Below are 13,033 nucleotides of genomic sequence, written 5' to 3'. Positions count from 1 at the left end.
TCCGGTGCGAATAAGCACCACATAAATGTGGCAGATTCTCGGTAGGGGGAATCCATCTCATTCGTTATCTTCTAAAGGAAAAATTATGATTTTTACTACGACAGAAAGTGTTCCAAACCGTGAGATTGAGGAGATTCTGGGTGTTGTAACTGGAAATGTTGTCCAAACAAAGCATGTTGGTCGAGACATTATGGCGGGTTTTAAAAGCCTTGTTGGTGGTGAACTAAAAGGCTATACGGAAATGCTTTCAGAGGCTAGGGATACAGCTATTCAACGTTTAGTTTCTGAAGCGACTGACTTAGGTGCTGACGCAATTGTGGGCATTCGGTTCTCTACTAGTGCAATAATGGACGGCTCGTCTGAAATCATGGCTTTCGGAACTGCGGTAAAGTTAAGAACATAACAAGCCTTCATGAATCAAAACCGACACTTGGTATTTCTTCGGTGTTGGGTCTATTGTTTTCTTGAAAGCTAAACAAACAGGGCGCCAATAACAGGCGCCCTTTGCGTTAGTTGGAAACGCTGTAAGTGTCGTAGTCACGCAGTAAGAAGAGTGCGATACAGGCTGCGAACATTGGCCAAGAGGCAAAGAACAGTAGGTTGTTGAACGGGTCCATATATTTACTAAAAGAGGCGAAGGTGGAACCTGCGTGCAAGATTAAAATTGCGCCATAGGTATACTTTTTCCACATGCCTACAACAAACGCGCCTAAGAACCCTAGTTGCGCGACACCCATAGCCATTATCGCATTATCCGAGATGTCGATTCCGTAAAAGCCAGAGAGTACTTTTGTTGCATGTTCAGGTACAAGGATCTTATCCAAGCCCCAGAACAAGAAGACGATAAAAATGCCGATTCTCAGCAACAGTAGGCTAGTCGCCAGTTTGGTTTGAAGTTTCTTTTCCATGATATCCCTTGTGATGCACTCAACGATGCGATGAAATTAAATATTCTTCAAATAAGACCCATCGTATTCGCGTTTTCTTTCGTTATTTTTGAGCGCCTTATGTAACAAGGAGTGTCTGTTTAGTGGGTTTGATGGTGGGTAGCGTTAATGGAGACCTAGGTAGAGTTTGTATGCTACGGGAAGTCAGGCTTAGATTCTTGATTTTAGCGTACTTGGCCGTGTATATAAGTTACTGGCGCAGCATAAGCCATTATCATTCGTTGAGCCTGATGCTCGTTAACTAAGATGCGGTTGATGAGCTTTTGAAGTTGCTCTATTTCGGGCAACTGCTGATGCTTTATTTGTTTTTCTAGAGCGAGCACTTGTTGTGCCAACATGTTTAGCCCGAGGTTCAAAGCCATCCCTTTTAAGGAGTGTAAAGTCTTCCTTATAGATTTTAGATCTTGCTGAATGTAGGCCTCGATGAGTTGATCGATGGACTCTTCAAGCTCTTTCGATGTTGATTTCAAAAGCACGATCAAGTCGTGGTGGTTTTCTTTAAACGATTGAATAACCTCTGATTGACTGATCTCTTCTTCTGTTAGGCTGAGCTTATCAATGGGTTCTCTGTGAAGTTCGATAACATTGCTTGTTATATCAGTCGTGGATTCGTCGTTAGCGTGCTTAGGAAGGCGTGAAGAAAACTGCTGTAGGGCATCGAAGAAACTCTCTTGCTGCAACGGCTTTGTTAAAACGTGGTCTGCACCCGCTTCAATAAAGCTGTCATGAGCCTCGCGAAACACATCGGCGGTATAAGCAAATATCAGAGTGTTTAAGCCAAGCTGTTGTCTAATAAATTGCGTTGCCTCAATTCCGTTCATTTCAGGCATGTGATTGTCCATTAAGATGAGGTCATATTCTGCTGTCTTCAGATATTCCGTCGCGATTCTTCCATTTTCTGCCTGTTCAACATGGTATCCGAGGTTTTCACAAAAACCTTTAGCAACAATGGCGTTAATGCGGTTGTCTTCTACTAACAACACATTCAACGGATTATGGAATGGCTCGTCAATGCTAATGAGAACTGGGTTGGTCTCTGTCGATTTGTGTTCTTGCCAGGTGATAGGTAATGAAACTTGGAACTTGGTCCCGAGACCAACGGCACTGTTTAGAGTTATCTCACCTCTCATCAACTCCACGAGCTTTTTAACGATAGCTAACCCAAGGCCTGTACCACCAAATTTTCTTGTTGTGGATGCATCCGCTTGTTCGAACGGGTTGAATATATGCAGGTGCTTATCTTTCGGGATCCCGACGCCAGTATCCGTTATTGATAAAAGGAGCTTATTGTCTTGATGATTAAGGGCTAATTGAATCAGCACGTGGCCTTCATTGGTAAACTTTATCGCGTTGCCCCCTAAATTAAACAAGATTTGGCGTAACCTCGCGCAGTCACCAATAAGGTCTATGTTATTGGGCACCTCGTTATCGACGATTAAACGGATACTCTTTTCATCTGCCATCGGTTTAATTGCACTGCAGACAGGTCGAATAACTTGTTCAAAGTTGAAGGGAGCAATATCCAGTTCGAGTTTGTTTTCCTCCACTTTAGAGAAATCTAGGATGTCATTGAGTATTGTCATCAGGTGTTGACCCGAATCGAGGATGACTTCGATGTTCTCTTTGGTGGCCGGTTCTTTAGTCTGAGAAGCTATGATCTGCGATATGCCAAGCACGCCATTCATCGGGGTGCGTATTTCATGACTCATCGTTGAAAGAAATTCACTTTTCGCTTTAACGGCGGCTTCGGCTTTTTTACGCTCAGCAATGAGATCACGATTTGACGCGTGCATTTGGTTGTTACTTTTAACCAGAGTCGTCGCCATTTTCTGGAAACTGTGGGTGAGTTGAGCAACCTCATCGTTACCGCTCATTGAGGGGCTTCGGTCAAGCATGGAAGCGACTTGCTTTAAATGACCCGCCGCCACTTGATTGGCCGCGTTAAGGAGTAGGTGAATACGTTTCTTAATGCGGTTTGATGACCATGCTGCGACGAGCAGAGAAATAAACGTTGAAAAAAGTGTTCCTAGAAACAGCACATAACTGGTTTGGTTGGCGGAGTGATCGGATTCTTTTACTCGAATTTGAATAAGCTTTTGTTCGATTGAAATAAACTCGGCTATCTCGTTACGAATTTTATCGATAAGTTGTTTACCCGTTTGTTTTTGGGTTAAAGCAATCACATTTTGCATCGTAGTTGTGTCATTGCCGACCAAGCTACGCTGGGCGATTTCTTTTTCACCTGCTTCCTTAAGCCATTGCTTATGAAGTGCATCGATCTTTCGGAGGCGTTCGACTTGGCTGGGGCTATCGCTTACTTGTTCACAAAGGGTATGAACTTTTTGGTTCCATACATCAAGTGCAAGGTGATAAGGCTCTAGGAATACAGGGTCACCCGTGATGAGGTAGCCCCTTTGACCCGTTTCCATATCAATGGTTAGGTTTAGAAGCTCCTGAGCGCGAGCAATCGCCTTATGAGTGTGAACAACCCAGTGGTTGTCTTCGACTATTGATTGGGTGTTTTGATGGACAGAGAATGAGACAAGAACCATTAATGCAATAGGGATGGAAAAGCTAACTAATAGTTTTCTCTGTAGAGAAATATCATCAAACCAACTCGCAAACATAAAAACGCGTATTCCACACAATCGAAACCTATTGTTATTGTAGGTTAGATTGTTAGGTGTACAAATGCATAGTGTGTGGTTGGGTAGGTTTTGACCCTGAAAAGATGGCTAAAGCTCTAAAAGTAGAGCTCTAACAACCTTTGCGTTACGAATGGTGACATAACACGGTGTGACAAAAGCGTATTAGTTTGATTTAGGAATGATCTAATTCTGGTGAAGAGGGTTCAGATTCATGATATTCATGATTAGATTCGATATGTTGCTGCTTGAGTAAGCTGATGGTTAGGCTTATCGGCATCGGCTTATAAAAATAGAAGCCTTGGATGTAATCGACGCCTAATTTTGACAAGATTTTCACTTGCGACTCATACTCGACTCCTTCAACGATCACTTACATGCCTAATGTGCGTGATAGCTGGAGCATGGATTCTAATAGTGGAATGCCAAGGCTTGATTCGTCTGAAATGTTTTTCACAAACACGCGATCAATTTTTAGAATGCTAAATGGAAATTGTCTCACAAAATCTAAGCCTGCATAGCCAGTACCAAAGTCATCAATCGCGACTCTTACGCCCATATTCGATAGTTTAGTCAGGTTGTCTTTAATCTTAACCATATCGGCATCAGAACATTCACCATCCTCTGTGACTTCAAATACCACCTGCTTGAGAATGTCTGGGTTCTTCTTGTATATATGACTCACCTTGCTCGCGAAGTTGCTATTTGATAGCACATTCCGGCTTATGTTGACGCTGACATACCTTGATTGAAACAGGTGTTGGTTGCTATTGAGCATGGTTAATACTTCACGTAACACGAAGTACGTGAGGTCTTCTATTAACCCTAAGCTTTCTGCAAGAGGGATGAATATTGCGGGAGAGACGTTACCTTCGATTGGGTCATGCCACCTCAACAGAGACTCACAGCCGACTATTTCATGAGTATTATGGTTAACGATAGGCTGCAAGTGGACATGCAAGTGATCGTTTCTTAATGCATCAGATAATGAATACTCTAAGCTTCTGTGGTTTTGTTTATTGTGCCTGATAGACACGGCGATAATTGTTGCGATTCCTGCAAATAGGAAGCCGAACCAAGAGTAACGTAAGAGGTAATTAAAGTAATATTGATACCCAATATATGAGGTCACGGTTAGTGGGTATTTATCAGAAACAATGACTACTTTCTGTAAATGTGCCCCTTCGTTTGGCTGGGATATGTTTTTATCAATTACTTTTACTTTTGATTCGATACCAAAATTGGATAGATTTCGATTTACTATGTCGTACAGGAAATGAGGAGGGATCATTAAGCTAATTCCCGCATTATCTTCGTTAGAAGAAATGAGCATGATGGAATTGACTTTAGTGATCGCAGCATTGGTATAAGACAACGTGGTCATGTTTGGATCGGAATTCAAGCGCTCTCTGATGGATTTAAAGAGACGGAATGAGACGTCACCTTCTGTTGTTGAACAATAAAATTGGTCATTTTTATTAAACAACGCCGCTTCTTTAATCCAGTCGGTATCAAAAACCGTTTGTCTCAGCCGAGTAACCACGGACTCGCATGATTGCCCGTGCTCAACCTCAGTCAAAAAGTAATCGAATTGAGATTGAATGTGCCTCAGTTTTTGCTCGAGTTGTTTGGATGAGTCTTCAGTCAACGTTTGGTAATGAAAAGGCGTAGCCGGAATGAGCATTGCCATCGATATACAAAAGGAAACAACGAAGCATAAAGATGTTTTAGCAATATTCGGGTAATTGATATCCATAGTTGGAGTAAGACTACCGATCTAAGTGAGCATTCGATTTAATTTATAAATTTAACGATTAGGTAGCAAGGAAAATAATAAATATTGTGAATGAGCGCATGAATTATTGATAAATATAATTTTTTTTCGATTTTACCAGTAACATATTGATGTTTAGCCGATTTTTCTTTGTAGATTTTACTTAGTTTTGCAGTACTAATACGAATAAAAGATATTTATAACCCTATAAAGATTAGAGTTATATACGATTGGGATATTGAAGGAAATTGACTCAATAACCTGTGTTTCAGTTAATCGAAACATGTCGAGAATTTATTGATGACAGAATCAAGGATTTTTATGAAAAGAGTGATAGCACTGTTCGGTTTGGCTTACTTCTCGTGCTCTGTGCTCGCAGTTGAAAAGACAGTCGATTGCGAAAATGCGATGACAACAATAGAGATTAATCATTGTGCGTCTATTAAGTTGGAATCGGCACAAATGGAACTCGATAAATACCTTACCGCGAGTTTTGAGCACAATGCTTATGATGCGGAGTTGGTCAGTTCAATCAAGGTGGCTCAGGAGAGTTGGCAAACTTACCAATCAGCGCATTGTGATTCTGTATATACGCAATGGCGTGATGGTTCGATTCGAGGCCTCATGGCGCTTTCTTGCAAAACTAAACTGACTAAACAAAGAACGCATGAGGTGTGGGAAAACTTCTTAACCTATATGGACAGCACTCCTCCTGTCTTGCCAGAGCCAGTGTTAGAAGTAGAACCTAAATAGTGGAATAACCGAGCGAAAATGCTTTTTTGAGTGTGCACTCGCTTCAACCTTTGGCGTGTTAATAAGAAAGCGATAGGGGATTGTCTTACTCTGTCGTTCTCAGTCTCTAGTTTGAAGTAATACAGTTCGAAGTGTTACCTAGCAAGGATTCAATTGTGAATAATGTCAGCATCACCCTCGTTCAGCTTGAAGTTGAATACAAAAATAAACAAAAGAACATCTCGCGAGTCTCTGAGCTTTTAGAAGCAGAGGCGTCAGTGGGTGATATCACGTTACTGCCTGAACTGTTCTCTACTGGGTATATCTTTAACGAGGCTGCAGAAATTCATGAACTGTGCGAAAACTTCAATAACAGCCCTACCATTGATTCGTTAACTCTGCTCGCCGCGAAACATCAGACATTAATCGTTGCCGGTATCGCAGAGAAAGATGATGGCCAGTATTACAACAGTGTCGTTGTTGTGGGTGCTTGTGGCTTACGCAACAAATATCGAAAAGTCAGCCAAACGAAGTTCGACAAAGAATACTTTTCTAGAGGGAGCGAGCTCCTTACTTTTGAACATAAAGGCTTAAAGTTTGGCGTCGCAATTTGCTTTGATATCTGGTTCCCAGAGATCATCAGAGGGTATCAGTCGGTCGACGTTATTCTTCATCCTGCGAATTTTGGTGGTCATCATAGCTTTGCCATTGCCCAAGCAAGAGCTTTGGAGGAAGGGTGCCATATCGTCACTTGTAATCGTGTTGGGCAAGATGTAGTCGATGCCTTTACCGCAACGTATTGTGGTAGTAGCAGAGTTTATTCCCCTAAAGGTGAAGTAATGCTTCAACTCTCGGAAAATCAGGCCGTTGAGACGGTAGAGGTTGAAGATTTGTCTATTGCGCCTCAGTACAATGGTATTGATGTGTTAGACGAAATACAGCAGATATCGTCTGTGTTGAGTCGTTACCAAGCCAAGTAAAATGCAATAGGATCGAAAAGGGCAAGGTTAGATAACCTTGCCCTTTGTTATTTTGGTTTGTTGCTCGCTTTGCTGCTTTGTTTGGCTGCTTAGGCTTGTTGCTTAGGTTTGTTGGAAATGGGTTTGCTAGAAAGCGCTCTAAATCGCTTTAACACTGCTTCGTTCTACTAATGTCGGCTCAAGTTCGACAACTTGCGGGTCAGAGTCAGGTGCTTGTAGTCTGTTTAAAAGTGTATCTACAGCGGCTTGGCCTAAGCGATGTTTTGGCTGGTGGACCGTACTTAACGCTGGTGTCATGTATTTCGACAAGTGGATGTCATCGTAGCCAATGATAGAAAGATCGTTAGGGATCGATGTACCATCTTGCGCCGCTGCGTGAATCACACCCATTGCCATCATGTCATTACTTACAAACAGCGCTGAAGGCATTTCGCCACGGGTTTTTAATGTTTGATAAGAGTCAAAGCCGCCATCACATTCGAAGTTTGATTCAACAATCCATTTAGGATTGATCTCGAAGTTCGCTTCTTCCATCGCCTGTTTGAAACCTTGATAACGAGATGAAGCTTGGTTGCGGTGTAATGGGCCGGTGATACAACCGATTTGAGAGTGTCCATTATCAATCAAGTGCTTAGTCGCCATGTAGCCACCTTGATGAGAGTTATCTTGAATCTTATCACTCGCAAATAACATCGGGCCCCAGTCCATTACTACGACAGGTAACTCAGGGTATCGATCAAAGACATCGATATGTTGACCTTCAAGGGTTGAACACATCAACATTAAGCCATCGACACGCTTTTGCAGCAAAGTATCGATAGAGGATTTCATGCGTTCACTGTCGCCTTCGGTATTACATAAAATAAGGTTGTAGCCTTTTTCATAGCAACGACGTTCAACACCTTTTACTACTTCCCCAAAGAATGGGTTAGTGGACGTGGTAACCAACATACCCAAAGTTTTGGTTTGCTTCATTTTCAAGCTACGTGCCAATGCAGACGGTGCGTAGTTGAGTTCTTTAGCCGCACTGTTAACACGCTCAGCGATCTCTTCACTGACAAAACGCGATTTGTTGATCACATGACTCACGGTAGAAGTCGAAACCTTTGCGATCCGAGCGACATCTTTCATTGTTGCCATAAAAAATCCTTGCGGGAAACTTGTCCACGTTGCGCGATATTTTGCCTGAAAACAGAGGCTTATGCTTGGGTATTTGTTCGGTCTAATTAAAGACCAGACAATACATTAAGCCCAAAGCTGTTCTGATAGAAAAGCATCCGTTTCAGCTCGGCTTGGAATTGACGTTTGAGCGCCAAAGCGAGTCACAGAAATTGCAGCTGCAGCATGAGCAAATTTAATTGCGCGTTCTAATGGCATATCTTCAAGCAGTCCTGTAACTAATGCGCCATTGAATGTGTCACCTGCTGCGGTTGTATCCGTTGCTTCAACGCGAAAACCTGCGATTAGCTCGCCTTTGCTTTCTTCATCACCTTGACCTTCATGACTAATCCAAACGCCTTTGGCGCCTAGAGTGATCATCACCGTTTCAATGCCTTTCGCATGTAAAGCCAATGCTGCAGTATGAGCCGATTCGTTGTCCGTTACTGTAATACCCGTTAACACTTCCGCTTCTGTTTCGTTGGGTGTAATCACATCAACACAAGCCAATAACGCATCTGAGAGTGGACGAGCCGGGGCTGGATTTAAGATAACTTTAGTGCCATTTTCTTTTGCAATTTTCGCTGCGTATTCAATGCCTTCGATTGGCGTTTCAAGTTGAGTTAACAAATACTTAGCGTCGCGAATTTTAGCCAAATGCGGTTCGATTTGGTCGCAAGTCAGCTTGTTGTTTGCTTCAGCTGAAAGACAAATGCTGTTTTCGCCTGTTGCTGATACTTGGATCATCGCGATGCCCGTAGGGGTGTTGTCTGCAACGATCACACCGTCGATGTTGATGCCGTCTTTGGCGAAGTCTTGACGAATATTGATCCCAAATGGGTCGTCACCAACACAGGCGATAAAGCCAATGTCTGCGTTTAATCTTGCTGCTGCTACGGCTTGGTTTGCGCCTTTTCCGCCAGGGATGACCTGATAGTTACCGCCAATCAAGGTTTCACCCGGACGAGGGAACGAAGGAACTTGCAGTACGTGGTCAGCGTTAACGCTACCTAAAACAATCAGTTGAGTCATGATACGAGCCTTATGATATATCGTATTTGAAAATGCATGGGTCTTTCTCATTACGTTAATTACAAGTCTTTTTAGACGACTTATGAGAAACAGCGATACACTATCTGGGTTGGGCAAATAAGGCAGGGATAGGGGAATCCCTGCCTGTGTGTAGCTCTATTTTTTGCTTTATTTAATCGATGTTGGATTCAATTACTTAGCAACAATTTTTAGAGGTACTGGTACGTACTCGTCTACTGTCTCGCCTTTCAGTACTTTGTCTGCCATTTCAACACCTAAAGAACCGATTAGGTCAGGTTGTTGTGCAACCGTTGCGCCAAGTAGGCCACGGTTAACAGCAGCAATACCATCGTCAGTGCCATCAAAGCCAACGATCATTACGTCTTTACCTGAAGCTTGAACTGCGCGAAGTGCACCTAGTGCCATTTCATCGTTTTGAGCGAATACTGCTTGTACGTCTGGGTTAGCTGCAAGCAAGTTTTCCATTACGTTCAGACCTTTAGTACGGTCGAAATCAGCAGGTTGGCTTGCTAGAAGCTCTAGGTCGCTGCCGTTTACTGCGTTCATGAAGCCTTCACCACGTTCGCGAGCAGCAGATGTACCAGCAATACCTTCAAGTTGGATTACTTTCGCTTTTTCGCCGACTTTTTCCATGATGAAGTGACCCGCCATTTCACCACCGATAACGTTATCAGAAGCGATATGACTAACTACGTCACCACGGCTTGCGCCACGGTCTAGCGTTAGTACTGGGATGTTTGAACGGTTAGCAATGCGAATCGCGTTAGATACTGCATCTGAATCTGTAGGATTAATCAGAATTGCTTTAACACCACGAATGGTTAGATCTTCAATGTTCGAAAGCTCTTTGCTTGGGTCGTTTTGAGAATCAAGAACGATAAGCTTGTAGCCTAGCTCTTCAGCTTTCGCTTCTGCGCCATCTTTCATGGTTACGAAGAATGGGTTGTTCAATGTAGACAGAACGATTGCCATTGTATCTTGCGCCTGTGCAGACACAGATACCGTTGTAGAAAGAAGAGCAGCAGAAATAAGAGTCGCTAATTTTTTCATGGTGTAAGTCCTTTATGTAGGGTGAGCTAGGTTGGATAATCCTAGCTCGTTGTTACGTTATTTATTGATTTAATTGTTACGTCTTGTTTTTAATAGGTGTTGCGTTTACTGAATAAATTAATTTGTGTTACTTGTTTTTGTTGTCGACCAATACCGCCAGAAGAATAACCACTGCTTTTGCAATCATCTGGTAGTAAGAAGATACGTCTAGTAGGTTTAGGGCGTTATTTAGGAAGCCGATAATCAGAGCACCAATCAATGTACCCATGATGCGACCACGACCGCCAGCTAAGCTTGTGCCGCCAAGAACTACGGCTGCGATGGCGTCTAGCTCATAACCCATACCTGCGGTTGGTTGAGCAGAAGATAAACGAGATGCCACGATGATGCCTGCCACTGCTGCTAACAGGCCACAGATTGCGTAAACGCCAATTTTTACTTTGTCTACGTCGATGCCTGATAGGCGAGTTGCTGATTCGTTGCCACCCAGTGCGTAAACGTAGCGACCAAAGCGTGTGTGGTTCAGTAGGTACCATACTGCAGCGAATACCACGGCCATGATCCATACTGGAACTGGGATGCCCATTGCGTAGCCTGTACCGAACCAAGCGAACGCGTCTGCTGTTTCAGTGAAGCCTGTTGAGATCGGACGACCGTCGGTGTAAACCATGGTTACGCCGCGCAATAGAGTCATGGTTACTAGCGTTGCGATGAAAGCTTGGACTTTACCCTTGGCGATAATCACACCACTGATAGCACCCAGTGCTGCACCTGCTACTAGAGCGGTTGGAACGGCGATCATGACCGGGATTTCCATGCCAATCATGCTGGCAGCGAAAGCACCACAAAGTGCAAGTACAGAGCCGACACTCAAGTCGATACCCGCAGTTAAGATAACCAGTGTCATACCCACTGCGATAATTGCATTCACAGAGGTTTGACGCAGAATGTTCAGGATGTTATCGACGGTAAAAAAGTTTGGATTTAAGAAAGAAACGACAACAATCAGGAAGATCAAAGCAATCAATGATTTTTGATCAATCAGCCATTCTTTGCTGATTAACGGCTTCTTCTTTGGCGCTTCAGTTTCAGTTGTTTTGCTCATGGTTTTAGTACTCATGCTGCGTCCTCGTTGATCTTTTTACCGACCGCACATGCCAGTAATAATTCTTGGTTTGCTTCTTTAGCATCAAATTCACCGCTGATGCGGCCTTCATGCATCACCATGATGCGGTCACTCATTCCTAACACTTCTGGCATTTCAGATGAGACCAAAATAATGCTCATGCCATCGGCTTTGAATTTATTAATGAGTTGGTAAATCTCTTTTTTCGCACCAACATCGACACCACGAGTGGGTTCGTCGAGAATCAGTACTTTTGGTTTAGTCATCAAGCCTTTAGCAATGGCCACTTTCTGTTGATTACCACCAGAAAGGTTACCAATGATTTGCTCGCGAGTCGGGGTCTTGATGTTGAAAAGCTTGATGAAGTCATCAACTGCAATCACTTCGTCTTTATGTTGGATTTGACCTTTCTTAGTCAGCAGATCCAGCGCACATAACGACATGTTTTCTTTCACTGAAAGCCCTAGCACAAGGCCATCACCTTTACGGTCTTCAGAGATGTAAGCAATGCCATTGGCCAAGCCATCTTTCGGGCTTACAGGGTTAATGGTTTTGTTTTCTAAGTTGATGACGCCGCGCTCACTCGGAAGTGCACCGTAAATCACCTTCATCAGTTCAGTTCGGCCAGCACCCATTAGGCCAGATACGCCAAGGATTTCACCGCGTTTTAGCGTAAAGCTCACGTCATGAACACCAGAACCGGTCAGGCCAATCACTTCAAGGCAGGTTTCACCGTGACTCTGGCCGATACGTGGATATTGCTCGTCTAATTTACGACCTACCATCATTTCGATGAGGCCGTCTTCGTCTGTGTCTTTTACTTCACACTGTCCAATGAACTTACCGTCACGAAGTACCGTGATGTCATCGCAAATCTCAAAGATCTCTTTTAAGCGGTGAGAGATGTAAACAATGCCACAGCCTTCAGCGCGCAGTTCGTTAATTACTTTAAACAGAGATTCAGTTTCGGTATCGGTAAGCGCATCTGTTGGTTCATCCATGATGATGACCTTAGACTCAAATGATAGAGCTTTTGCGATCTCTACCATTTGTTGTTCACCAAGGCTTAACTGACCCAAAGGTGTTTTTGAACTGTGTTTAACGTTAAGGCGCTTAAGTAACTTGTCCGCTTCTTGGTACATTTCGTTCCAAAGAATGCGACCCATGGTGCCCGTGATTTCACGACCTAAGAAGATGTTCTCTGCAATGGTTAGCTCTGGTATTAGGTTCAACTCTTGGTGAATGATACTAATGCCGGCTTGTTGAGAGTCACGCGGTCCTTTAAATGCAGCCGGTTTTCCTTGATAAGCGATAGTGCCGCTGTCCAAGTGGTAGATACCCGTAAGCACTTTCATAAGCGTTGATTTACCTGCACCGTTTTCACCCATTAACGCCATTACGCGTCCTGGGTAAACGTTGAGGCTTGCCTTATCCAGTGCTTTAACACCAGGGAAGGCTTTCTCAATTGAACTAAGTTCTAAAATGGCTTGAGTCATGTCGGTTCCTTTACTCGGGGCCAGTTGTATTTGATTGTTCTGTATATGCATTGTTTTTGGTTCAGTGATGAC

General features: G+C 43.4%; 10 protein-coding genes and 1 pseudogene. 3 read left to right on the top strand and 8 right to left on the bottom strand.

Annotated elements, in window-relative coordinates:
• The first annotated feature begins 85 nt into the window (after nucleotides 1–85).
• On the top strand, nucleotides 86–403 hold the full coding sequence (locus tag L3V33_RS03435; protein WP_017082406.1) for a heavy metal-binding domain-containing protein: 318 nt from the start codon (nucleotides 86–88) through the stop codon (nucleotides 401–403).
• Nucleotides 404–509: 106 nt separating this feature from the next.
• Here L3V33_RS03435 and L3V33_RS03430 read toward each other — a convergent pair whose 3' ends face one another.
• The 3 genes and pseudogenes from L3V33_RS03430 to L3V33_RS03415 form a co-directional block, all read right to left on the bottom strand.
• Nucleotides 510–908, bottom strand: coding sequence for a hypothetical protein (locus tag L3V33_RS03430; protein WP_237289050.1), 399 nt, complete (start codon nucleotides 906–908; stop codon nucleotides 510–512).
• 203 nt (nucleotides 909–1,111) lie between these two features.
• Entirely contained in the window at nucleotides 1,112–3,574 is a 2,463-nt protein-coding gene (locus L3V33_RS03425; RefSeq protein WP_237289048.1) for a CHASE3 domain-containing protein, read from the bottom strand.
• A gap of 193 nt (nucleotides 3,575–3,767) precedes the next feature.
• Nucleotides 3,768–5,348 (bottom strand): annotated as a pseudogene (locus L3V33_RS03415) (EAL domain-containing protein).
• Between the two features lie 339 nt (nucleotides 5,349–5,687).
• On the opposite strand from L3V33_RS03415, the gene L3V33_RS03410 reads away from it, so the two are divergent.
• On the top strand, nucleotides 5,688–6,119 hold the full coding sequence (locus L3V33_RS03410) for a lysozyme inhibitor LprI family protein (protein ID WP_114635465.1): 432 nt from the start codon (nucleotides 5,688–5,690) through the stop codon (nucleotides 6,117–6,119).
• 155 nt (nucleotides 6,120–6,274) lie between these two features.
• Nucleotides 6,275–7,078 carry a carbon-nitrogen hydrolase family protein gene (locus tag L3V33_RS03405; RefSeq protein WP_114635464.1) on the top strand — a complete coding sequence of 268 codons (804 nt, stop codon included), beginning with the start codon at nucleotides 6,275–6,277 and terminating at the stop codon, nucleotides 7,076–7,078.
• Nucleotides 7,079–7,216: 138 nt separating this feature from the next.
• On the opposite strand, the gene L3V33_RS03400 is transcribed toward L3V33_RS03405, so the two are convergent.
• From L3V33_RS03400 to rbsA, 5 genes are all read right to left on the bottom strand, one after another.
• Entirely contained in the window at nucleotides 7,217–8,218 is a 1,002-nt protein-coding gene (locus L3V33_RS03400) for a substrate-binding domain-containing protein (RefSeq protein ID WP_017074037.1), read from the bottom strand.
• A 105-nt stretch (nucleotides 8,219–8,323) separates the two neighbouring features.
• A complete protein-coding gene (gene rbsK, locus L3V33_RS03395; RefSeq protein WP_237289031.1) occupies nucleotides 8,324–9,268 on the bottom strand; it encodes a ribokinase in 945 nt (314 codons plus the stop codon).
• Nucleotides 9,269–9,460: 192 nt separating this feature from the next.
• A complete protein-coding gene (gene rbsB / locus L3V33_RS03390; RefSeq protein ID WP_054547007.1) occupies nucleotides 9,461–10,339 on the bottom strand; it encodes a ribose ABC transporter substrate-binding protein RbsB in 879 nt (292 codons plus the stop codon).
• 127 nt (nucleotides 10,340–10,466) lie between these two features.
• On the bottom strand, nucleotides 10,467–11,459 hold the full coding sequence (gene rbsC / locus L3V33_RS03385) for a ribose ABC transporter permease (RefSeq protein WP_237289030.1): 993 nt from the start codon (nucleotides 11,457–11,459) through the stop codon (nucleotides 10,467–10,469).
• Nucleotides 11,456–12,961 (bottom strand): ribose ABC transporter ATP-binding protein RbsA, encoded by a 1,506-nt coding sequence (rbsA, locus tag L3V33_RS03380; protein WP_135456724.1) that lies wholly within the window; start codon nucleotides 12,959–12,961, stop codon nucleotides 11,456–11,458. The genes rbsC and rbsA overlap by 4 nt, the downstream gene beginning before the upstream one ends.
• Nucleotides 12,962–13,033: the final 72 nt, after the last annotated feature.

The sequence above is a fragment of the Vibrio sp. A2-1 genome (assembly GCF_021728355.1).
Lineage (GTDB): Bacteria > Pseudomonadota > Gammaproteobacteria > Enterobacterales > Vibrionaceae > Vibrio > Vibrio splendidus_K.
Note: the sequence above shows the minus strand (reverse complement) of the source record. Positions and strands in the feature narration are given on the sequence as shown.

Bases quoted from the DNA above. Each gene is read 5' to 3' on its own strand.
- L3V33_RS03435 (WP_017082406.1), top strand. From the start codon at position 86: ATGATTTTTACTACGACAGAAAGTGTTCCAAACCGTGAGATTGAGGAG.
- L3V33_RS03430 (WP_237289050.1), bottom strand. From the start codon at position 908: ATGGAAAAGAAACTTCAAACCAAACTGGCGACTAGCCTACTGTTGCTG.
- L3V33_RS03425 (WP_237289048.1), bottom strand. From the start codon at position 3,574: ATGTTTGCGAGTTGGTTTGATGATATTTCTCTACAGAGAAAACTATTA.
- L3V33_RS03410 (WP_114635465.1), top strand. From the start codon at position 5,688: ATGAAAAGAGTGATAGCACTGTTCGGTTTGGCTTACTTCTCGTGCTCT.
- L3V33_RS03400 (WP_017074037.1), bottom strand. From the start codon at position 8,218: ATGGCAACAATGAAAGATGTCGCTCGGATCGCAAAGGTTTCGACTTCT.
- rbsK (WP_237289031.1), bottom strand. From the start codon at position 9,268: ATGACTCAACTGATTGTTTTAGGTAGCGTTAACGCTGACCACGTACTG.
- rbsB (WP_054547007.1), bottom strand. From the start codon at position 10,339: ATGAAAAAATTAGCGACTCTTATTTCTGCTGCTCTTCTTTCTACAACG.
- rbsC (WP_237289030.1), bottom strand. From the start codon at position 11,459: ATGAGTACTAAAACCATGAGCAAAACAACTGAAACTGAAGCGCCAAAG.
- rbsA (WP_135456724.1), bottom strand. From the start codon at position 12,961: ATGACTCAAGCCATTTTAGAACTTAGTTCAATTGAGAAAGCCTTCCCT.